Here is a 21,553-nt window from a genome sequence, read left to right on the forward strand (position 1 = left end):
TGGTAGTATTGAATTCTTTTTATAATGCTATTAATTTAAAACAAGTTCCTGGATTTCTTCATAATTATCATATCCGGAGGTAACTACTTTATCGCCCGGATGTAAGCCGTCAACAACTTCGTAATATTCGGTGTTTTGATTTCCTAACTGTATGGGTTGTCTATAGGCGGTATTGCCATTAGCTTCCAGTTTAAAAATCCAGTTCCCTCCGGTTTGTTGAAAAAACCCGCCTTTAGGAATCAATACGGCCTGTTTTTCCTGACTAAGGGCCACCCGTATCTGTAGGGTCTGCCCCCTTCTTATTCCTTCGGGAACATCTCCCTGAAAATGCATATCTACCTGAAAGCGACCGTTGGTCACCTGTGTGTATACTTTTTTAATTTCCAAAGTGTAGGCCTTCCCGTTAAAGGAAAAAGTACCCACTTGCCCGCTATAAATCCTGGCAATATAATGTTCGTCTATTGCTACCCGTACCTTAAACCCGCTGAGCACATCAATTTGTCCGAGGCGCTCCCCTTTGGTTTTTGACTGACCAATTTCGGCATCCAGGGAAGTTAACCGCCCGTCTACAGGTGCCTTCACCACCAAATCGCCCACTTTTTTACGCATAAGTTCCAAGGCGGTTCTTGTCCTTTGATAGGAGCTTTGTGCCTGCGATAATTCCTGGTTGGTAGCAATAGAGTCTTGCGCTACTACCTGTTGCGCCAGCTCCATTCGTTGTTTTTGATAGTTGTATTCGTTTTCAGAAGCTATTAAGTCCTGACGTCCGATAGCATCTTTATCATAGAGCCGTTTGTTTAAATTATAGACCCGTTCTGCCTCGATAAGGCTGTTCTTTACATCGGTCAATTGATTGAGCCTGTTAATGGTATTTTGTCTGGCGGAATTCTGTTGAATTTGCATTTGGGTGAGTAAGTTGTACACTGCCGTTTCCTGATTGACCAAACTCAATTCTAAATCCGTATTGGAAAGCCGGAGTATCGGCGCTCCCTTTTTCATCATGGCGCCGTCTTCAACAAATTTTTCCTCTACCCGGCCGCCTTCTACAGCATCGAGATAAATAGTGGTGATGGGGAGTACAATTCCGTTGACGGGAATAGCTTCCTGAAATGCGCCTTGTGTTACTTCACTAATGGTAATGCGTTCACGCTCCACATTTAATTTAGAGGCTCCTGAAGAAGAAATAATCACAAAAACGATAAAGGCAAAAAGCAGTATACTTCCTCCCAAAATCAACATTCTTGATTTGGTAAACCTTTTCTTTTCTAATGGGATGTCCATAGCATCAATTCAATTTTATATAGACGGTATAGGGATTTGTATGCCAAAAACATAAAAAGCTGATTGTCATTAGATTGAATTTATGCAGCGGAAGGAAGGTGTTCGAAAACGATACACTTTATGTACGGAAATGTTACAGTCTTTTGACTTTTGAAATTAAACAATAATCCATTTTTAGTAAGTCTGATAATATTGTAATATTGTATGTATGCGCTTAAAGGACATTAAAATATTGATTCTTGATGATGACAGTGATGTGCTCATTGCCCTTCGTCTGTTGTTAAAATCTAAAGTAAAGGAAGTTGTTGTGGAAAAAAGACCAAACAACATTATGTCACTTTTTGAAAAAAACAATTTTGACATTGTTATTTTGGATATGAACTTTAACGGACTTGTAAATACGGGAAATGAGGGGATTTACTGGTTGAAAAAAATAAAGCAATTGAGTCCCGCTACCGATGTTATTTTAATTACGGCCTATGGCGATATAGATCTGGCCGTCAGGTCGCTTAAAGAGGGCGCTTCTGATTTTATTGTAAAGCCATGGGAGAATGAAAGGCTCGTGCAAACATTACACGAACTTACCGAGAAAAAAGGCAAGAAAAAACCAGCGCGCAGCTCCCTGAAGACCGAAGCAAGAAAAATTATCGGTGAAAGCGCGGTGATCAAAGATGTTTTTTTTAAACTTGAAAAAATAGCTCCTACCGATGCCAATGTCCTTATACTCGGTGAAAACGGTACCGGAAAAGACCTTATAGCCAGTGCTATTCACGAGAATTCCCTGCGAAAAGACAAACCGTTTGTGAAAGTAGATGTAGGGGCATTGACGGCCTCCTTGTTTGAGAGTGAATTGTTTGGGTATAAAAAAGGAGCTTTTACCGATGCCCGTGAGGATCGGAAAGGAAGGTTTGAAATTGCATCGGGGGGCACCCTTTTTTTAGATGAAATAGGGAATATTTCACTTCAGCAGCAAGCCAGGCTTTTAACGGTACTGCAAAACAGGCAAATAACGCCTCTAGGGTCAAATGAACCAATTCCTGTGGACATCCGGTTACTATGTGCCACTAATTTGGAATTAACCGTCCTGGCCGATGAAAATAGGTTCCGCAAAGATTTGATATACCGCATCAATACCGTAGAGCTTACGATTCCGCCTTTAAGAGCTCGCGGAGGCGATATAAAATTATTGACAAATCATTTTATAAACATGTATGCGGAAAAGTATTTTAAAGATTCCTTTACCGTAGATGTAAACTTTATGGAAAAACTGAAGGATTACAAGTTCCCGGGAAATGTAAGAGAGCTCCAGTACGCATTGGAGAGGGCTGTTATTATGGCGGAAGGTCAAACATTAACGGCTGGGGATTTGATGTTCTCTCCTATCGAGAAGTTTCAGGACACGGTTTGTGAAAATGATTTAACGCTCGAGACCATGGAGAAAAATACCATCCTAAAGGTCGTGGAAAAAAACAACGGAAACATATCCAAATCCGCCAAGGAGTTGGGAATTACCAGAACTGCACTTTACCGAAGACTCAACAAGTATGGTTTATAACAACTACAAAATTGTATTCATTACGAGGATCATCATACTATTTATACTGTTGGCATTACTGGCGTATTCCGTTACTATTTTAAATGGATACATCATCATCGTGGCCGCTACAGGTAGTTTTATGGCCGCTTATAGCCTCTATAAATTCACGGTGAAACGGTTTGTGGAAATCGATGATTTTTTTGAAGCGGTCAGGTACAGGGACTTTTCCAGGTGGTATTCAGAGAAACACGGTTCTAAAGATATGCAAAGGCTTCATCGGGGATTTAATGAAGTGAACAGGACCATCAAGGATATAAACAGCCAAAAGGAGACACAATACCTGTACCTGCAAAAAATTCTGGAGGTAGTACAGGTGGGGATCATCGCTTACGATATAAAAACGGGCGGGGTATTATGGATCAATGAATCCTTAAAGAGAATGCTTGACATTCCTTCCATAAAAAACATCAGTTTTATCGAAAGCAGAAAGCAGGATCTGTATGAGCGCCTTTTTGTTGTAAACCATGCCAATTCAGCATCGGTCACACTCGAGATAGGAAATGAAAAAAGTAAAATGTTGGTTTCGAACGCTATCTTTGAAGTGGCTTCCAATACGTTTAAATTAGTGGTGCTGCAAAATATTGATGATACCCTTAACAAAAATGAATCGGAAGCCTGGAAAAAATTATTGAGCGTGATGACCCATGAAATCATGAATTCCATTGCGCCTATCAGTTCACTGGCGGAGACCTTAAAAGGAAGTATTCAGGAATCTATGGAAGCCCCTGAGCTCTATCCGTTGATTACAGAAGATTTATACGAGGGTATTGAAAGTATTAAAAAACGAAGCGACGGCTTGATGAAATTTGCCAAAACGTATCGAAGTTTAAATAAGATCACGCAGCTGAACCCGCATCTTACCAAAGTTGAAGAACTCTTTCACAGCATCAACAGGCTGATGCTACCTTCCCTAGAAGCAAAAGGGGTTTTGATAGCTTTTGAAATACATCCGTTGGAACTTGAACTGGAAATCGATGCCTACTTAATCGAACAGGTTTTGATTAACCTGATCTTAAATGCAGTTGACGCCTGTGTAAAAACAGCAACACCTACAATTAAGGTTTTGGCCAATCAGTCTGTAAACGGAAATACGATCATTAGGGTTACCGATAACGGAAGGGGAATCCCGGAAGAAATTATGGATACGGTATTCGTGCCTTTCTACAGCACAAAAAAAAATGGAAGCGGTATCGGTTTGAGCCTGTGCAAACAGATTATGCTATTGCACCGGGGAAAGGTTCAAATACAAAGTGTCGTGGGCAGAGGCACAACCATTAGTTTGGTATTTTAACCTGCTAACACCCTTAAGAATTGCTCCTAATTGAATAAAGAACGACCCAAGAGCCAACACACAGGCAGCCGATACGTTCCATGTGATGAGGTAGTCAATCCCCCAATTCATGTATTTCAATAAATCTTAATTCAAGACAAATCCTTAATTGGATAAAAATGAATACAAGTTGGATATATCCAAAGATAAACCTTGTTATTATGATCGGGCAAAAGCAATCAAATCTTTTAAATCCCCATTATCGGCTTTTTTTAGCGCTTTTATATACGTGTCACGTACTTCACTTTTATTGACCAAGTTATTACGCCCCCAAGTAAATTTTGGCTTTTTGAAAATATGCTTCATAACGATGTCAGCCATTAAACGGGAATGCCGACCATTACCATTGGGAAACAAATGAATGGCAACCATTTCGTGTTTAAAGCGTATTGCAATCTCTTCTTCGGAATATGTACTGTTTTCAATCCAAAACCTACAATCACCCAACAGTTGGCGAAGCCTTATAGGTACTTGGTGCCATGATATATCAATAGTCTTTTCACTTTGTCTGAACTGTCCTGCCCAAGCCCAAACATCGCTTAGCATCTTTTTGTGGACACCCATAATAAAATCTTCGGTGAGGATTTTATCGGTTTTAAACTTTCTTCTAATAAGATAATATTCAACAGCTTTTTGGATATTGAGTTGCTCAAATTCGTCCAGTTCTTCACGTGTGGTAATCGTTGGAATGAGCAGCCCTTCCATTTCTTCTTCGCTCAAAGGTGTCTGACCTATGACGTAACCCATATCGTCTTTTAATCCCATAGGTAGCGTGGCATTTCTTCAACTATTTCTTTTGTCTTTTCATCAATAGCTTTTTGTAATCTTTTATCGGTGTTTTCTTGGTCTTCCAATGCCATCGTATTCGATGTTGCCCTGACGATTTCCAAAGCCAATGCTCTTGCTCTTTTTTCGATTGTCTTTTCAATGGAACCATCCACGGGAACAAAACCATAGACAAGTTTCATATTTAAAGCTTTCCCGGCTTCCTCTAAACTTTTTAAGGTAATAGAGCCTTCTTTTTCTCTTTTTTCATACCCTTCAACGGCTGGAGGTGTTACCCCTAAACGTTCGCCAAATTGCCTTAAAGACATTTTATAGGTTTTGCGAATAACATGTAACCAACCTTTGTCAGGTATGGTAATATTTAGCAAAGGTGTATAAACTTTTAGTTTATTGTCCAATTGTTCTATTATTAATCTATGTTTTGAATCTTTCATAAGATGAGTCTTATTTTTTTTAAATTTAAAAGGTTATAAATAATATACAAATATATACTTATATATTTATAAAAATATTTAAAATATAAATTTATAGCTATATATTAAACTATTTAAAACAAACTTATAAGTTTATGAATTAAAAAACGAAATATATAAAAAATCCATATAATCTACCTTGCTGATACCGGTACAGGAGTCGATAAAAAAATAGAAAACAAGGTCTTTTTGCCTTTTTTTACCACCCGGAAAGATGGTGCGGGAATCGGCCTCACCCTTTCCAGAAATAGTAGAGGTTCACGGAGGGTATTTAAGCCTTGACCAAGTCAGGCGCACACTACCTTTGTTATCTCCTTTCCTTTATGATTTCCGGTTCGTTAGCAAAAACACAAAAGACATATTCTTTTGCAATTTTGGATTGTTGCTCAGGTCTTTTTATTATGGCAATAAATAGTGCCCTGTCAGTGTCATTCATCATTTTAAAATGATAGCAGTTTTACGACGATTGCGTAAAATAATTATGATTACAGAAGTGTAGAGTGGATTTTAACTAAATGATTACCTCTTTTTGGTATCTTTGTCTTATGGATATGCAAGCACTTAAATTAGATCTTATCAATTGGTTAGTCAAAAGGATGAAGCTGTTTTGAGCAAACTAAAATCGCTCAAAAATAGTACGCCCAACAAAGATTGGTACGATGACCTTTCCGAAGCATACCAACAGGATATTCAAAAGGGATTGGACGATATTGCCAATGGACGAGTAGTTCCCCATGAGCAGGTTATGGCTAAAGTTAAGTCTAAAATCAATCAACTTAAAAATAGCTAATGTATCAAATCGTCTGGTCTATCCATGCTCAACATACGTATTTGGATATTATTGAGTAAATTTTTCCTAACTGGAACATTGATATCGTTGAACGTTTTGAGAATCAAACTTACGAGGTTATCGACACGCTCAGAACACAGCCCTTTTTAGGTAAAACTTCTGATTTTGAGGGGTTGCACAAATATGTTATAAATACGCATGTATCATTGGTTTACAGGGTAAATTCCAATACCATAGAACTGGTTACTTTTATCTTCAACAAAAGCGACCATATTTTTTAATATCAAAATTTATGATGTCAAGTTTAGTTTATTGGATGGAAGTTGTTGACGATTTCGTGCAGGTTTTCCAATGACCATTTCAGGAGTATGTTCCATCACGCCCAACTTTCCATTTTTCTAAAAAGCTATCCTCGGTAAATCCTTCTTGGGGATTTTCTGTCGAATAGCTGAAAATGGGAAAGTTGCTTCCCGCCATTTTAAGGGTTTTATCATAAAAGAAGCCTTCTCTTGTTTTCCGGGTCAGCGGAAAAACAAGGCAGGGAAGTAAGGGGTTCTATGCCGCTACGATTTTTTTTGTTCACTTAACTTTCCGTAACGTTCACACAAAAATGAACCGCCCAAGAATCCCTAATCCCCTCATGGAACCTCTCAAGGTTATACTAAGTTTTGCTCACAAATAAGGCTTCTACTTCCTTGTGAAAACCCAACAGGGTTTACCTGCGTCGCAGACACTCCTGATTTCTTCCCAAAAACCTTGACAGAACCCACTTCTTTTATGGGTGCTGTGCACGCAAGAAGGCAAACAAACACCCCTTAAAATGTAAATGCTCGCTATCCAGAGCGAGGTACACGGAACAGGGGAAATTAGTAACCTTTTAAATTTTTTAGTTATGAGTACTTTAAAAAATCAAGTGCAACTGATCGGAAATGTGGGGCAGGAACCACAGGTAACCGTTTTGGAAAACGGCAAAAAAGTAGCCCGGATCTCACTGGCCACCAATGAGAACTTTAAAAACTCCAAAGGAGAGAAGCAGACCAATACCGATTGGCACCAGCTCGTGGCCTGGGGAAAAGTGGCTTCCCTTATCGAGGAGTATGTGTTTACCGGCAAGGAAATCGCCGTACAGGGGAAACTCTCTTCCCGCTCTTATGAGGATAAAGAAGGCGTGAAACGCCATGTAACAGAGGTCATTGTATCGGAAATCTTATTCCTGGGCGGGAGTCCCAAGTAAGCAGCAAACCCAGGGGCAGGTTCCGGCCTGCCCTTGGGACCTGTTTTGTAGCAATCCTAAAAATGGTAGCCTTATGTTAAGCAAAGTAAGTGAAATACAACTCTCCTATAAGGAAGTTTTTTTGACCAGTCATCCCACCGCCCTTAAATGCAGCCGGGATGCCGCCGCCCTTTTGTATCAGTCTTTCGATACCAGGACCATCGGTTTGCAGGAGACCTTTAAAATCCTGCTCTTGAACAATGCCAATAGGGTAAAGGGGATTTATACGCATTCCATCGGTGGCATTACCGGTACCCTGGTAGATATCCGGATCATTTATGCAGTCGTGCTGAAAAGTCTTTCTACCTCGATTATTTTATGCCACAATCATCCAAGCGGTCATTTAAAGGCCAGTACCTTGGATAAGGAATTGACGGAAAAGATCGTCAAGGCCGGACAGTATCTGGATGTCAAAATCCTCGATCATATCATAGTAAGCCCGAAAGGCGAATATTTCAGTTTCGCCGATGAAGGCCTGTTGGAATTTTAAAACCAAACCGTATGAAAACCAACGTAAAAAAGGTGCTGGAAATTCCGGCACGCAGTCGCAAAAGAAAAACGGGCCCTCAAAGGGACCCTGCTTGTAAAACCTTCCTGCTGATCATCAATTTGTGGATTTTCAGGTATGAGTATTCCAAGGAACAATACCCCTCCAAATAGGGAGACCGACCCCCCAAAAAGGCGCTTTAAAAAGGCGTCTTTTTTTACACTCCGCTCACGGATTTTCGCCCTTCGAAAACTGCCGTAATGGACATTCCATTTTATAAGCCTTCAAAAAACGGGATTTGGCCCCAAACCCCGTTTTTATATCCCCCGGAATGTCGATATATTTATAAAGGAAGCATAGGTCCCCTGTATACGGCAACGATTTGATTTAACTTTCCTAAAGTCCGTATACGGTGTAGAGATTTAAAAACAGTTCCGGCCGTCTTGTCAGTCCGCCGGAAATCAAGCAAGAGGATAACCCACTACCCAGTGGTCACCCATTTAAAGTAGTGGATATTGATAGTGATTGTGTGCAATCGAAGTCAAAATAAATAATATCGGCAGTGCCCAGATGCCTGCTTTTTACTAAAAAAGCCAGCAAACCCGGTAAAACCAACAAATTTTTTACTAAAAAATGGATAGAGGATATGAAAAAGAACCCTTTGTAACAATCAAAATAAAGCGTTCGGTAGTGGTAAAATTCAGAAAGTACAGCAAGTACTTAGGGCATTCCCAATCGATGGCTTTGCTTATGATGCTGGAGTTTTTTGAGAGTAACGGGATTTCACCAAAGGAACAAATGGCCCCCAAGATGCAAACGCTGGAACGGCTTTTAAAAAGACGGATCAACCATGTCATTGGGGTCATCCGGGAACTGGAAAAAAACCAGACCCAACCCACCGTATCCATGCTCCGCAACCTGTTTGAGGGAGCCGCATTAAAAGACCGGCCCAAGTACAGGGAAAAGGGACAAAGGAAGCGGCCCCCCAAGTTTGTGGAAAAGAAAAAAGATATCGATGAATTTTAAAAACACAAGAGTATGTACGTAACCATTTCAGGACAGAAAACCGCCGGTAATTTCCCGCAAAGCGTGAGCGGTTATGCGGAATATCTGGAGAAGGAAAACAAAGGGCTATCCATGGAAGAAAAACAGTATTTCTTTGACCAGTACGAGGATGGGATTGAAAAACAGGAAGTAATCAAAGGGATTGATGAAAATACCGCCCATCTCAAGAAGAACGAACCCAGGTTTTATTCGATCACTGTCAACCCGGCTCAAGGGGAGCTCAAACATTTAAAAAACCCGAAGGAGGATTTAAAGAAGTATACCAGGGCCCTTATGAAGTCTTATGTAGAATGTTTTAACCGTGAAATAGACGGTCGGAAGCTCACCATCGATGATATAAAATATTACGCCAAAATAGAGCATATAAGATATTACAAGGGAACCGATACGGAGGTTAAAGCCAATCGGGAACATGCCGGGAAGGTCCCCAAAAAAAGACTAAAAGAACTGCAAAATAAAATGGATGGACTAACAAAGGAATTCCCCTATAGGTTAAACGGAAAAACGATTGTCCAGGGAATGCGGAAGCCGGGGAACCAATCCCATATACATATCATCGTCAGCCGCAGGGATGCCTCCAACCGGATCAGCATATCCCCGGGAAGCAAATACAGGGCTTCCAATGTTATAATAAACGGCAAGCAGGTAAAACGGGGCTTTGACAGAGACCGGTTTTTTAAAAGGACGGAAAGGGACTTTGATCAATTGTTCGGTTACAAGCGTAACTATATCGAGCGCTATAAAGCCCGAAAACTGCTTCGGCACCATCCCGAAAGATATTTTTTAAAGGTGCTTAACCTTCCGGAGCACGAAAAAGCAATCGCACTAAGATTACTAAAAAGACAAAATGTCCCTGTTACAAAAATCCCTATCCATAAGGTCCAGTTGGCCCTACAGGCATTCAAACAAGTAAAGAGAAGTATCGATACCGGGATTCAATCTTCTTCCATCAACTATTAAATGATAAACAAGCAATAAGAAATGCAGTAAGAAACATATGATAAAGTAAGAAAAGATGGATACCATAGGGACTTATATAGGATTTACGGCAATGATAAGCGCCATATGTTTTATTATTATCAGGCATTTTAAATACGGATTCCTCCTTTCCCTTCTGTTTATGACCATTTTATGGATGTACGGCAGCCTAAAAGATACCCTGCTCACCCTTCCCGAGAGCGTATTGTGGCTCTATTGCCCCCTGTTGTTCATCAATGTACTGTTCTATGGATTTTTCGCAACGGATTCCAATCCAGGTACCCATAAAAAGTTTAAGGTAATATTAAAACTCAGGTCAGGAAAGCTGGTTCTAGACAATATCAGAAGAGGCATTTCTGTTATTGCTTCCGCGGGAAGCGGGAAGACCGAGAGCATTACCTATGCCCTGTTGGAACATTTCCAAAAACAGCGGTTTTGCGGAATCATCCACGATTACAAACATTTTGAGATTACCAACCTGGCCTATCCCTTATGGAAAGATACAGCAGTTGATTTCAAGGTAATTTGTTTGGATACCATTTACAACAAGGTCAATCCCATCGCCCCCAAGTACCTTCCCAATGAAGAGAGTGTCTACGAGGTTTCCAGGGTACTTATTGAAAACCTGTTGGAGCACAAATCCGAGGAGCATCTGGGAGCAAACCGCTTTTTTACCGATGCGGCAGAGGGATTGATCAGCGGTCTGATCTGGAAGCTTAAATCCACCTATCCGCACTATTGTACCCTCCCGCACCTGATCGTACTTTACCAAATGCTGGACACCGAAAGTTTGGTGTCTTTTTTGCAGACCAACCGCATAGCGGCAGGAATGGCGGCCGCTTTTATTCAAGGGGTGGAATCCGAGCGGCAGACAGCAGGGGTCAAGAGTACCCTCTCCAACGCCCTAAAAAAAATTAGTAGCCGGCTTCTTTTTATGGCCCTGTCCAAAGATGAAACCCCGCTTAATATCAATCAATTGGAGAAACCAACCATTCTCTCCATAGTGAATAACCCCCTTTACGAAGCTGCCCATTCCCCTATAATTGCCACGATCATCCATACGGTAATCAAGCAGATGTCAGTCAGAAGTACCCCTAACCCTTCCTTTCTGCTTATGGAAGAGGCACCGACACTAAGACTTTTAAATATGCACCGCATACCGGCCACGCTCAGAAGCTTTGATATTGCCACGGTATATGTATTACAGGACAAGGTCCAAAACGATATGATGTACGGGGACAAGGGGAGCAGGGCCATCCTCTCCAATTTATCCTATCAGTTTTTCGGAAAAGCCAATGACCCGCTCACCGCCAGGTATTACGAGCAATTCTTTGAAATGATCAAAACCAAAACCAAAAGTGTCACGCGAAGCAATTCCGTAAGCTTTGAAAAGAGGATTACCACCGGAGAGCGCGAGGTAGCAAAAAACAGGGCCAGTATCTTCTTCAGGCTCAAGGAAGGGGAATTCATCAGCTTTGCAGACGGAAAAGACAAAAAGATACGATTCCCAACACCCCATCACCAAAAACAAAAACCATTACCCCACAAAGTACCTACAGCCAAAGAACTAAAAGAAAACCACAAAAGAATTTATAAAGAGGTAAAGGGAATATTTGAGTGAATGTATAAGACTTGTATAATTCATTCAAATATATTGGTCTTGGTTATCTATAAATAAATGTTATCCATTATTATTCGCAATAGTTAGCATAGGTTTTATAACATTTTCAAACTTCTGTTTATTAATTATTAGGTCTGGGAATAACGTCAGGTAATCTTGAAAGAACTTATTTTTTGGACTTACTTTTTTTATGCTATCAATAGCAATAAATTGAAGATTATAAAATCCTTCAAAATAGATTTCGAAGTTGGGTAGCTTATCACCTTTTTTAGAATTAAAACTACCATCCGCTGGAATAAGATTCCACATTAAGTCATGTGCCAAAAACTGAAAGGGTATAAAGTACTCTATAGCATAAGTTCCAATTTCTAATGGAGTTGCTACCTTAACTGGAACATAATTCGTCTAAGACCATAGAGATATATACACATGTGGCTACCAATACCTTTATGAACGTAAAAGATTTATTATCTTAGTTCCCATAATAGAAATATAGTTACCTTGGTAACTATATACAATTGTTGTGTGTCATGTAAAGACAACCTAGAACTTTAAAACAAAAAACTCTAAATGAATAAAATCCTTTCCTCTGAAATAATTTCACTAGTTCATCACGTAAAATTAAATGAAAGTGGTTGGTGGGAAAAATCAGTACAGAATATTATAATTTCTACTTTCGGAGTAACTAAGAATTCACCTCAAAACGAAAATGACATTCTAAATAACCTAAAAAATGAATTGAATAGTGATTTCGATAAGGGAAGAATAATAAGTCAAATAAATATACTTAAGAGTAATCAACAGTTAATTCCAATATCTGGCGACTTGTATAGTTTGTCGGAAGATGTCTATTCTGAATTCAACGCTGCATATGCTCAGCAAAAAGAAATTGAATTTGAAGCTGAAAAAAGATTCAATGAATTAGCCAATAAAATATATCCAAATAGTTCAGCCAAACAGTTATGGAATGATTTAAATCAATTCTTAATTATTCCTTTAATTAGAGAAATTGGGGCAAAAACATACGAACTAATTAGTGGGAAAGATACAATATCTATAGAACAGTATGGTCAGTTTCAAAAATTTGTGAACAGATACAATGGAGATAAAACATTAGTTCACACTTTACTTTTAAACTATTTTGATTTTAAAAACACATATGTAAAAAATTATATTTTGCATCAGTTAAACGCGTATTTCTTTGTTGAATCTGCTAACTTAAATATATCTGCTGTAGAAGAAGTTTATGCCTTATCAAAGTCACAAGTAAATCTAAAAATTTTTGTTGATACCAATTTTTTACTTACCCTTCTTGACTTACACGATAATCCATCAAATGAGGCAGCATTTTCGCTAATCGAACTTATAAATGAGATAAAAAATAAGGTGAAGGTAAAATTCTATGTTTTACCAGTTACCATATTAGAATTTCAGAATTTAATTCAACGCTTCAAAGATTATTTAAAACGAACAAAACCAACACTTAATCAAGCTATTGCAGCTGAAAATACTGATGACTTTTCAGGTATAATTAAAAGGTATTTTCAAAAATGCCATGAGAAGCAAACAATGCTCAATATAGACGACTATTTTGACCCTTATCTTGATAATTTCACAGTTAACATAAGAAAAAAAGGTCTTGAAATACAACAAGATAACATGGACAACTATTCTACTGACCAAAGAGTGGTTGATGATTTACTAGAGCAAGTAGAATATCGCCATGAACGTAACGAAAAGTCAAAAAAATACAAAGGTCTTAATGCAGATGAGAAAGAATTAAAGAAACAAAAAATATACGATAAGTTTAATCATGACTGCCAAATTTGGCATTACGTAAAAGACAAAAGACCAACTTATATTGATTCCCCAAAAGACGTTAAAAATTGGGTGTTAACATTAGATTTTAGCTTTCTTGAATATGATAAGTTCAAACAATATAATGACACAAACAATAAAATAAGTGTTTGTCTTCATCCTAATGAATTTATATCAATGCTGCAATTTTGGATTCCTAGAACTGAGAAATTTGAAAACGCAATACTTGGGAATTTCAGGCTTCCTTTTTTATTCAGAGAAGTTGATAGTGAATCAGAAAAAATTAGCATGGAAATACTAAGAGCCATGTCTCAATATGAAGATAATGAAAAGTTTGACAGTGAATTAGTTACCGAAATATTAACAAACAAAGCATTAAGACAAAAAATTAAAGTTAATAATACTATAGAAGAAAATGCTGCTTTGATAAAAGAAGAGCTATTTAAAAAGTATGAACAGGCTAAAAAATTACTTTCAGAAGAAACCGCAAAAAAGGAAAATTTATCAGGTGAATTAGATTTAGTAAAAGTTGAAATTGGCACATTAAGTAAAAAAATTGAGGACTTTAGAAAAGAGACAAATGCCAAAATAGTTAAAGAATTGGATTTAGTCCGAAAACTAAAAACCCAAAAGATTAAATCACTACACGATTCCTTAAAAACAAAAAAAGACCAACTCAAACATCGACTAGACGATTACGAAGAACAAATAATAAAAGTTGAGCAAGAATACAAAAAAGCTTCTTCAACAATAAATTCAAAAATAATGTCAGCTTTGACTGGAAAGGGAAAGTACCTAAATAATTTAAAAACACAGATTCAAAAAAAATACTATAACCATTCGAAATATGAGGAAATCCAAAAGGAATATCAGTCAACCGTTAATCAGTTGGAAGAATTGACCATTCCTAAAATTGATGAGAAAATTATTATTTACTGTGAAAATCAAAACTCTATTTTTTTCAATAAGTTAAACTTTAACAATGTTCATTTTATAGCTGAGAATAACAGCAATAGTGTATTCATAAAAACTGTTGCTAATCAAACCCATTTTGGAGTTAGAGATAGAGATTATCTGACAGATAATGAAATAATAAAAATTCAAAAAGTTTATGCGAATTATATAATCCTTGAATATTACTGTTTTGAAAATTATCTATATCATCCAGACAATATAGATGAACTTAAAAGAGATGGTTTCGACAAAGAGGATTATATCAAGGAACTGATTAAACAAAAAAAATCGAAATATGATTCAATATTAATTAAGTTAAAAAACGCCAGAAATGGTTATCAAGAATTTAAAGTTCCAGATAATAAATTTAGAGAAAACGATGAAGTCATTTGTCAATACTTGAAATCGGATGAACTTGAACAATTCCTTAAATCATTTAGTTTAAAAACTGAATTTGATAAGACCATTATATCTAACCTGCAACTAAAAGAGGATGAATTATCATCAACTGATTGGTTTAGGAGAAAAATGGAAAGTTTATTAACCTTTAAATAAAACACGAACACACAACAATGGCTATACGTAATGCGGGTTTAAGTACTGATATTAAAGTGGTTACATTATATAAAGTAACAGCTAATCTGAAAGTGAAGTGCCTTGAATTCCCGCACTACGCATAGCCGAGACCGTTGCCATCCATACCCAAACCAAATGCCGAGAATTGAATTACGAACTGAAATTAAAGCTGAAAAAGAAATAGTTTTCGACCTTTCTCGGAGCATTGATTTACATAAAATTTCGACTGAACACACAAACGAAACTGCAATCGCTGGAAAGACAAGCGGATTAATCGGGCCGAATGAAAGCGTGACTTGGCGAGCAAATCATTTTGGGATTTATCAAAAACTCACTTCCAAAATAACGGAATTTGACCGACCGAATTACTTTGCGGACGAAATGGTTAGCGGAGCGTTTGCGGAATTTAAACACGAACATCACTTTGCAGATTTGAATGGCGGAACGCTAATGATTGATTTTTTTGACTATAAATCTCCATTTGGTATTCTAGGCAAATTAGCGGACAGAGTTTTTCTCGAAAAATATATGACTGACTTACTAATGGAGCGAAACCGTATTATGAAAAAGTTTGCGGAATCTGATAAATGGAAACAATTATTAACCGGATAAAAGTACGTATGGCAATAACTACTATAAGTAATGCGGGATTAGGTGCTTAACCCAAAAGAAATCGTTAATTTGCAATGACCGCCAAAGCCTTGTTTTGGCTCATTAAAAATAAAAGATAATAAGCAAGAAACAAGGTTTTGGCTCTGTGCTCAACCGAAAGGAAAGTGCGTCTTTGCGCCTGCACTACTCATAGCCACGGCCGTTGGCAACAATTTAAAACAACCGAATCCGCAATAGCATAATAATATATGAATTATGATTTTTCAAAACTTAATGACAGGGAATTTGAAGCTCTTGGTGCTTCAATCATTGAAAAAGTCTTAAAGAAGAGGGTTGAGAAATTTAAAGCTGGCAAAGATGGTGGTGTAGATGGAAGATTTTGGATTGGAAAAAATAAAGAAGGTATACTTCAATGTAAACACTATGTTGAAACACCTTATACCACTCTTATTACTAAACTTAAATCAGAAGAGGTAGCTAAAGTCAAAAAACTTAATCCAACAAGGTACATTTTCATAACTTCCAAAAAGCTCTCAAGGGTTAATAAACAAGAAATAAAAAAAATATTTCAGCCCTACATTGAAAGAGAAGATGACATTTTTGGATATGATGATTTAAATGATTTTTTAATTAAAAAGGAAAATCAAGATGTAGTTGAGCAAAATCTTAAATTATGGATTACTAGCACTACAGTTTTGGATTTAATATATAACAACGCTATTAAAGGCAGAAGCAAAAGCTCAGTAAGAGATTTACAAGAAAACACATATAAATATGCGCTTACTGAAAACCATAAGAAGGGATTAAGAATCTTGAACAAGAATAACGTTGTAATTCTGACTGGCGAACCTGGGATTGGAAAAACAACTCTTGCTGATAATTTAGCACTATATTTTGTTGCTAAAGGATTTGAATTTTGCGATATAGAAGAGAATATTAGCGAGGCTGAAAGTCTTTTTAGAGAAAAAGAAAAGAAGAAAATTCTATTTTATTGTGATGATTTTTTGGGCAGTAATTTATACGATGCAATAAATAATAAAAAAGACTCACATATTGTTAAATTCATTAATAGAGTTCATAAAGATAATTCCAAAAAATTCATTCTTACATCAAGAACAAATATTCTAAACAAAGCTTATAGTCTAAGCCACATATTTCAAAATGGGAAAATTCGTGATAATGAATTTTTGCTTAAAGTGGAAAATTTGACAAGTATAGATAAAGCAAAAATTTTATACAATCATATTTATCATTCGAATCTAAGTAAGGAATATATTGACCAGATTTATCAGGATAAAAGATATAGAGATATAATTAATCATAGGAATTACAATCCTAGGATAATAGAGTTTATTACAGATAGTATAAGAGTTGGAGATGTATCTGCTAAAGATTATTGGATATATATAAAAAAGAGTCTTGAAGAACCTGAAGCTATTTGGGCTGATTATTTTCAAAATCAAACAGATGATTGTGTTAGAGCGTTAACATTTTTAACTGTTTACAACAATGGAAAAATAAAGGAGAATCTTCTAAGAAATGCCTACAATACTTTTCTAAAAATTCACCCTGTGAATTTAGGTGACTTCTCGGATAAAAGTTTTGAAGCAGTCAGAAAGTTAGTTACAAAGTCATTATTAAATAGAAATCAAATTAATGAACAAGAATATGAGTATGTGCTATTTAATCCATCTATTACGGACTTTGTACTTAGTACTTATGCAAATGAGAGCGAACTAATATCAAACATTGTAAAATCTTTAAAAACAGAAACCTCTATAAGCTTTATAAATACACTTTATCTGTCAAAAAAAATAACCAGTCAATCTTTAAATAAAATTCAAGAAAATTTATTTGATTATTTCTCTCAAGAAAAAACAATTGAAGAGAACTGGGATTTTTTAATATTAGTTACATATTTAAATTTATTCAATGAAAAACTAAATAAGAAAATTGAGAATTTCTTGATTAAACTAAAAAATGCCGAGAGTCCAAATGGCAGTAAGTTATTTGAACTAATATTAATATTAACCGAATTCGAATCGAAAATAGAACTTGAGAATTATGAATTCTTATACAATTTCATAGAAAGAACTTTAGATGAGGACACTCTAAAAAGTCTTCTAAATTTCATTGAAGAATTCAATATTGATGACCAACACATTCTATCTTGTGTAGAGGAACATTTAGATGTATATCTGGATGATGTAATAAAAAATAGTGATTTAGGAATTGATTTTATAGGACATTTGAATCATTATTATTACCCAGATGGTGAACCTTTCTACGAGTTTGACATATCAGCCATTGAATCTGAATTATATCAAAGCCTAGACTCATATTTAGAAGACTTTAATCCATCAGTTCTAGAGAAAATTAAATTTGATACATCAAGAGTAGTTTCATCTGTAGACATTGATGAGATGGCTAATTCTTATTTAGAGAGCTATGAACCTGATTATGAGCGTGAGTATGGGCCAAGTGGTAGAAGTTATGATGGTTATTCATCTCAAGATGATATAGATAATATATTTGAACGATAAAAACTGTTGCCAATAAAAGTAACCGTTGCACAAGCCATTAATTTTATAAAAATAAGATAGATTTAAGCCCTTTTAAGGGCTTTTATTTTACAATCTAATTAAGTTGTACGTTAAAATTAGAGAACTTAAAACAGCATAAAATATGTTCTTGAAGGGCTTTTAAAAAAGAAGACGAGACTTTTAAGCTTCCCACTCCACTTTTAGCATGTTTTTGGATGAACTTGAGATACTTTTTAAGGTTGTAGGCAATGGCAGAGAGCTGCATACACTTATTGGCTTGTTTAATGCCAATGGTATTGACCTTTCTAAGTCCCATAAATTGGGTCAGTGTGCCGAATGGATATAACGGATCAACTTGTGCCACCCATATCGGAGTGTTAGTGCCAGTTATATCGGTTCAAAACGTGCCACTTTCAAAAGTGTACTAACGTTTCTATTTGTGCCAGTATAACGGTTTGATTTGTGCCACTAAGAAAGATCAAGTATTAATATCTTACTGCTAAAAAGCAGTATGGCAAACAAACTTGATCCAATGGATTTAAAACAAATCATTCAATTACACTTGGACGGGCTTAGCAATCGCAATATAGGGGTTACACTTGGGATCTCCCGCAATACGGTAAACCACTATATAAAACTCTTCAAGGCCAGCGAATACTCCATAAAAGAGCTACTGTCCTTTGATCAGGCTGCTTTACGAAGCCAGTTCCCAGTCCATACTACGATCGACAATGAACGTTACAATGCCTTGATGCTCTATTTTGAGAAGGTAAATCAAGCCCTGAACCATCCCGGGTTTACATTTTTGCATCATTATGGATACGCCGGAGCATGTTGACCCCTCTACCGGAAGCTCTTTAATGCACTGTCATTACGGCGGATGCTGACCCCTCTATAAAAAAACACAGTCATCAAGGTGATATCATATTCCGGAGCATGTTGACCCCTTTATTGGGGAAATGATTAAAATTCCGGGTATATTGCCCCCTCTAGTGATTGTTTTATTTGATTTTGGTTTTTTTGGTGGGAACCACCAAAAGATATGTAATGGCAGGAAAACCAAAACGAATGAGTCAAGTAAAACAAATACTCCGTATGCATATACAGGGCAAAGGCATTAAGACCATTGCCCGGGAATTATCCATTAGCAAGAATACAGTAAAGAGCTATATCAAAAAAGTAAACCGGGGCGAACTCTCTATTGCTGAACTTTTACATGAAGAAGATCCTGCCTTGGAAGCTAAACTCTGGTCTGGAAACCCTTCTTATAAAGATAATCGTTATGAATACTTAAAACAGCGCCTTGATTACTATAACAAGGAACTTAAACGGGTAGGTGTAAACCGCCAACTTTTATGGGAAGAATATTGCCAAGGTACTACAAGGCCCTATAGTTATACTCAATTTTGTTATCATTTGCAGCAATTTAGGCATAGCAGCAGCCCTACGATGGTACTGGAACATCATCCCGGTGATAAACTTTATATCGATTATGCTGGAAAACAACTCTCCTATTTTGACAGGGCTACCGGCGAAGAGATCTTTGTGCAGGTTTTTGTTGCCTGTCTCCCTTATTCTGATTATTGCTTTGCACTGGCCGTCCCAAGTCAGAAAACAGAAGATTTTATTTACGCTTTAAACTGCTGCTTACAATTCTTTGGAGGGGTCCCACAAACCTTGGTCCCCGATAACCTGAAAGCAGCGGTGGCACAGGCCAACAATTATGAGCCCACCATTAATCGCGTGCTGGAGGATTTTGCCAACCATTACAATTGTTCGGTCACCCCGGCACGCCCCGGAAGGCCCCGGGATAAATCTTTGGTGGAGAATCAGGTAAAGCTGATCTATAGTCGGGTATATGCCAAGCTTCGGGACCACACCTTCTTTGACCTGCATTCCATGAATGTGGCCATAGCAGCGAAAACCAAGGCCCATAACCAGACCCGGATGCAGCATAGGGAATATTGCCGGGAAGAAAAGTTCTTAGCTGATGAGAAACAGCACCTGCAACCTTTACCTGCCACCATCTTTGAGATCAAGTATTACCGGGAACATAAGGTCGCCAAGAACAACCACATCCGATTGGGGATTGACAAACATTATTACAGTGTCCCCCATACCTATATTGGGATGCAGGTCAAGGTAATCTATACCCGGTCCCTGGTGAAGGTATACCATAAGGGGGTACTTATAGCGACTCATCCCAGAGGTCATCGCAAAGGTGGTTATACTACACAAAAGGAGCACCTGTGTTCTCACCATCGGTATTACAAACAGCGGAGCCCTACGTATTATCTTCAGCGGGGATACAAACACTCTGAGACGCTTTATAATTATATGGAAGCTTTGTTCAAGCAGGATAAATATCCGGAACAACTTTACAGGACCTGTGATGGTATCCTGAACCTGGCCAGAAAAACACCTGCTGAAACTTTTGATAAGGCCTGTCAAATGGGTTTAAGGTATCAGAACTATACGTACCGCTTTTTAAAACAGGTATTGGAGAACAGAATGACTGAATATCCGGAAGAATCCAAGGAGACACCACTTCCAGGACATGATAATATCCGCGGACCACAAGCTTATGAATAATCATTTTTAAATTTATCTATATATGAGTACTATTGAAAACCAATTTACTGATTTACGGCTCCATGGGATGTATACCCGTTGGAAAGCCATGGTTGAAACCCGGGAACACCATAAGCTCTCTTTTAGTGAAGGTATCGAAGTCCTGCTGCAAGCAGAGGTACAAGACCGGATGAACCGGCGTTTTGATCGGCTGACCAGAGCAGCACAGTTTAGGTACCAAGCTACCATTGAAGAGCTCAACCTGGAAAGTGCCCGGGGCATCAACAGCTCACAGATCACGGAACTGGCCACCGGCACCTACCTAAATCAAGGGGAATGTGTCCTGATTACGGGAGCCACCGGTTGCGGAAAAAGCTTTTTGGCTTCGGCCTTGGGGTACCAGGCCTGCGGACAAGGGAAAAAAGTGTTGTATTTTAATACACAAAAACTATTGATGAAAACCAAGATGGCACGTATTGACGGAAGCTTCCTCAAGCTCTTTAATAAACTTGCAAAAACCGATCTGTTGATATTGGACGATTTTGGACTGGCCCATTTGGACAAAAAACAGCAAATGGATCTGATGGAAATCATTGAGGACAGACATGCCAAGTCATCGACCATTATTGCAAGTCAATTACCGGTAGGCAGTTGGTATGAAATTATTGGGGAAGCCACTATTGCCGATGCTATTTTGGATCGGTTGGTACACACCTCACACCGCATCGAATTAAAAGGTGAAAGTCTAAGAAAAAAACTGTAAGTTTGTCAGTAACATATCTTTTTGACCAAAATCTT

20 protein-coding genes are annotated in these 21,553 nt (G+C 37.6%); 15 read left to right on the forward strand and 5 right to left on the reverse strand.

Translation table 11 applies throughout. The features are described 5' to 3' along the window. Positions 1-30: 30 nt before the first annotated feature. Positions 31-1,281 carry an efflux RND transporter periplasmic adaptor subunit gene (locus UXI14_RS04750; RefSeq protein WP_277900051.1) on the reverse strand — a complete coding sequence of 417 codons (1,251 nt, stop codon included), beginning with the start codon at positions 1,279-1,281 and terminating at the stop codon, positions 31-33. Positions 1,282-1,489: 208 nt separating this feature from the next. Here UXI14_RS04750 and UXI14_RS04755 point away from each other — a divergent pair, with 208 nt between their 5' ends. Together UXI14_RS04755 and UXI14_RS04760 are read left to right on the forward strand one after the other, a co-directional pair. Continuing rightward, positions 1,490-2,836 carry a sigma-54 dependent transcriptional regulator gene (locus UXI14_RS04755; protein ID WP_335965104.1) on the forward strand — a complete coding sequence of 449 codons (1,347 nt, stop codon included), beginning with the start codon at positions 1,490-1,492 and terminating at the stop codon, positions 2,834-2,836. Positions 2,837-2,885: 49 nt separating this feature from the next. Then, entirely contained in the window at positions 2,886-4,169 is a 1,284-nt protein-coding gene (locus UXI14_RS04760; protein WP_335965105.1) for a HAMP domain-containing sensor histidine kinase, read from the forward strand. Between the two features lie 198 nt (positions 4,170-4,367). Here UXI14_RS04760 and UXI14_RS04765 read toward each other — a convergent pair whose 3' ends face one another. After that, entirely contained in the window at positions 4,368-4,973 is a 606-nt protein-coding gene (locus UXI14_RS04765) for a mobile mystery protein B (RefSeq protein WP_335965106.1), read from the reverse strand. After that, entirely contained in the window at positions 4,964-5,428 is a 465-nt protein-coding gene (locus UXI14_RS04770) for a mobile mystery protein A (RefSeq protein ID WP_277900047.1), read from the reverse strand. The genes UXI14_RS04765 and UXI14_RS04770 overlap by 10 nt, the downstream gene beginning before the upstream one ends. A gap of 619 nt (positions 5,429-6,047) precedes the next feature. On the opposite strand from UXI14_RS04770, the gene UXI14_RS04775 reads away from it, so the two are divergent. The 7 genes from UXI14_RS04775 (at position 6,048) to UXI14_RS04805 (ending at position 11,681) form a co-directional block, all read left to right on the forward strand. Then, a complete protein-coding gene (locus tag UXI14_RS04775; protein ID WP_335965107.1) occupies positions 6,048-6,257 on the forward strand; it encodes a hypothetical protein in 210 nt (69 codons plus the stop codon). Between the two features lie 892 nt (positions 6,258-7,149). Further along, the gene (gene ssb, locus UXI14_RS04780; protein WP_335965108.1) at positions 7,150-7,491 is read left to right on the forward strand and encodes a single-stranded DNA-binding protein; all 342 of its coding nucleotides are present in this window, start codon (positions 7,150-7,152) and stop codon (positions 7,489-7,491) included. A 73-nt stretch (positions 7,492-7,564) separates the two neighbouring features. Then, on the forward strand, positions 7,565-8,020 hold the full coding sequence (locus UXI14_RS04785; RefSeq protein WP_335965110.1) for a JAB domain-containing protein: 456 nt from the start codon (positions 7,565-7,567) through the stop codon (positions 8,018-8,020). Positions 8,021-8,031: 11 nt separating this feature from the next. Next, on the forward strand, positions 8,032-8,190 hold the full coding sequence (locus tag UXI14_RS04790) for a hypothetical protein (RefSeq protein ID WP_335965112.1): 159 nt from the start codon (positions 8,032-8,034) through the stop codon (positions 8,188-8,190). A gap of 460 nt (positions 8,191-8,650) precedes the next feature. Next, the gene (locus UXI14_RS04795) at positions 8,651-9,043 is read left to right on the forward strand and encodes a BfmA/BtgA family mobilization protein (protein ID WP_335965113.1); all 393 of its coding nucleotides are present in this window, start codon (positions 8,651-8,653) and stop codon (positions 9,041-9,043) included. Between the two features lie 12 nt (positions 9,044-9,055). After that, positions 9,056-10,042 (forward strand): MobB family relaxase, encoded by a 987-nt coding sequence (gene mobB / locus UXI14_RS04800; RefSeq protein WP_335965114.1) that lies wholly within the window; start codon positions 9,056-9,058, stop codon positions 10,040-10,042. A 55-nt stretch (positions 10,043-10,097) separates the two neighbouring features. After that, positions 10,098-11,681 carry a type IV secretion system DNA-binding domain-containing protein gene (locus UXI14_RS04805; protein ID WP_335965115.1) on the forward strand — a complete coding sequence of 528 codons (1,584 nt, stop codon included), beginning with the start codon at positions 10,098-10,100 and terminating at the stop codon, positions 11,679-11,681. Positions 11,682-11,741: 60 nt separating this feature from the next. Here the strand turns inward: UXI14_RS04805 and UXI14_RS04810 are convergent, their stop codons facing one another. Then, positions 11,742-12,005, reverse strand: coding sequence for a hypothetical protein (locus UXI14_RS04810; RefSeq protein WP_335965116.1), 264 nt, complete (start codon positions 12,003-12,005; stop codon positions 11,742-11,744). A 246-nt stretch (positions 12,006-12,251) separates the two neighbouring features. On the opposite strand from UXI14_RS04810, the gene UXI14_RS04815 reads away from it, so the two are divergent. The 3 genes from UXI14_RS04815 (at position 12,252) to UXI14_RS04825 (ending at position 18,184) form a co-directional block, all read left to right on the forward strand. After that, a complete protein-coding gene (locus UXI14_RS04815) occupies positions 12,252-15,008 on the forward strand; it encodes a hypothetical protein (protein WP_335965117.1) in 2,757 nt (918 codons plus the stop codon). Between the two features lie 156 nt (positions 15,009-15,164). Then, positions 15,165-15,641 (forward strand): SRPBCC family protein, encoded by a 477-nt coding sequence (locus UXI14_RS04820; RefSeq protein WP_277901427.1) that lies wholly within the window; start codon positions 15,165-15,167, stop codon positions 15,639-15,641. Positions 15,642-15,889: 248 nt separating this feature from the next. Continuing rightward, a complete protein-coding gene (locus UXI14_RS04825; RefSeq protein WP_335965118.1) occupies positions 15,890-18,184 on the forward strand; it encodes a restriction endonuclease in 2,295 nt (764 codons plus the stop codon). A gap of 94 nt (positions 18,185-18,278) precedes the next feature. On the opposite strand, the gene UXI14_RS04830 is transcribed toward UXI14_RS04825, so the two are convergent. Then, a complete protein-coding gene (locus tag UXI14_RS04830) occupies positions 18,279-18,548 on the reverse strand; it encodes a transposase (RefSeq protein ID WP_335965119.1) in 270 nt (89 codons plus the stop codon). A gap of 147 nt (positions 18,549-18,695) precedes the next feature. On the opposite strand from UXI14_RS04830, the gene UXI14_RS04835 reads away from it, so the two are divergent. The 3 genes from UXI14_RS04835 (at position 18,696) to istB (ending at position 21,518) form a co-directional block, all read left to right on the forward strand. Beyond that, the gene (locus UXI14_RS04835) at positions 18,696-19,022 is read left to right on the forward strand and encodes a helix-turn-helix domain-containing protein (RefSeq protein WP_335965120.1); all 327 of its coding nucleotides are present in this window, start codon (positions 18,696-18,698) and stop codon (positions 19,020-19,022) included. Between the two features lie 230 nt (positions 19,023-19,252). After that, the gene (gene istA / locus UXI14_RS04840; RefSeq protein ID WP_335965121.1) at positions 19,253-20,776 is read left to right on the forward strand and encodes an IS21 family transposase; all 1,524 of its coding nucleotides are present in this window, start codon (positions 19,253-19,255) and stop codon (positions 20,774-20,776) included. 22 nt (positions 20,777-20,798) lie between these two features. Next, positions 20,799-21,518, forward strand: a complete 720-nt coding sequence (gene istB, locus UXI14_RS04845; RefSeq protein ID WP_335965122.1) for an IS21-like element helper ATPase IstB — start codon at positions 20,799-20,801, stop codon at positions 21,516-21,518. Positions 21,519-21,553 lie beyond the last annotated feature (35 nt).

The organism is Galbibacter sp. PAP.153 (assembly GCF_037029175.1).
Taxonomy (GTDB): Bacteria; Bacteroidota; Bacteroidia; order Flavobacteriales; family Flavobacteriaceae; genus Galbibacter; species Galbibacter pacificus.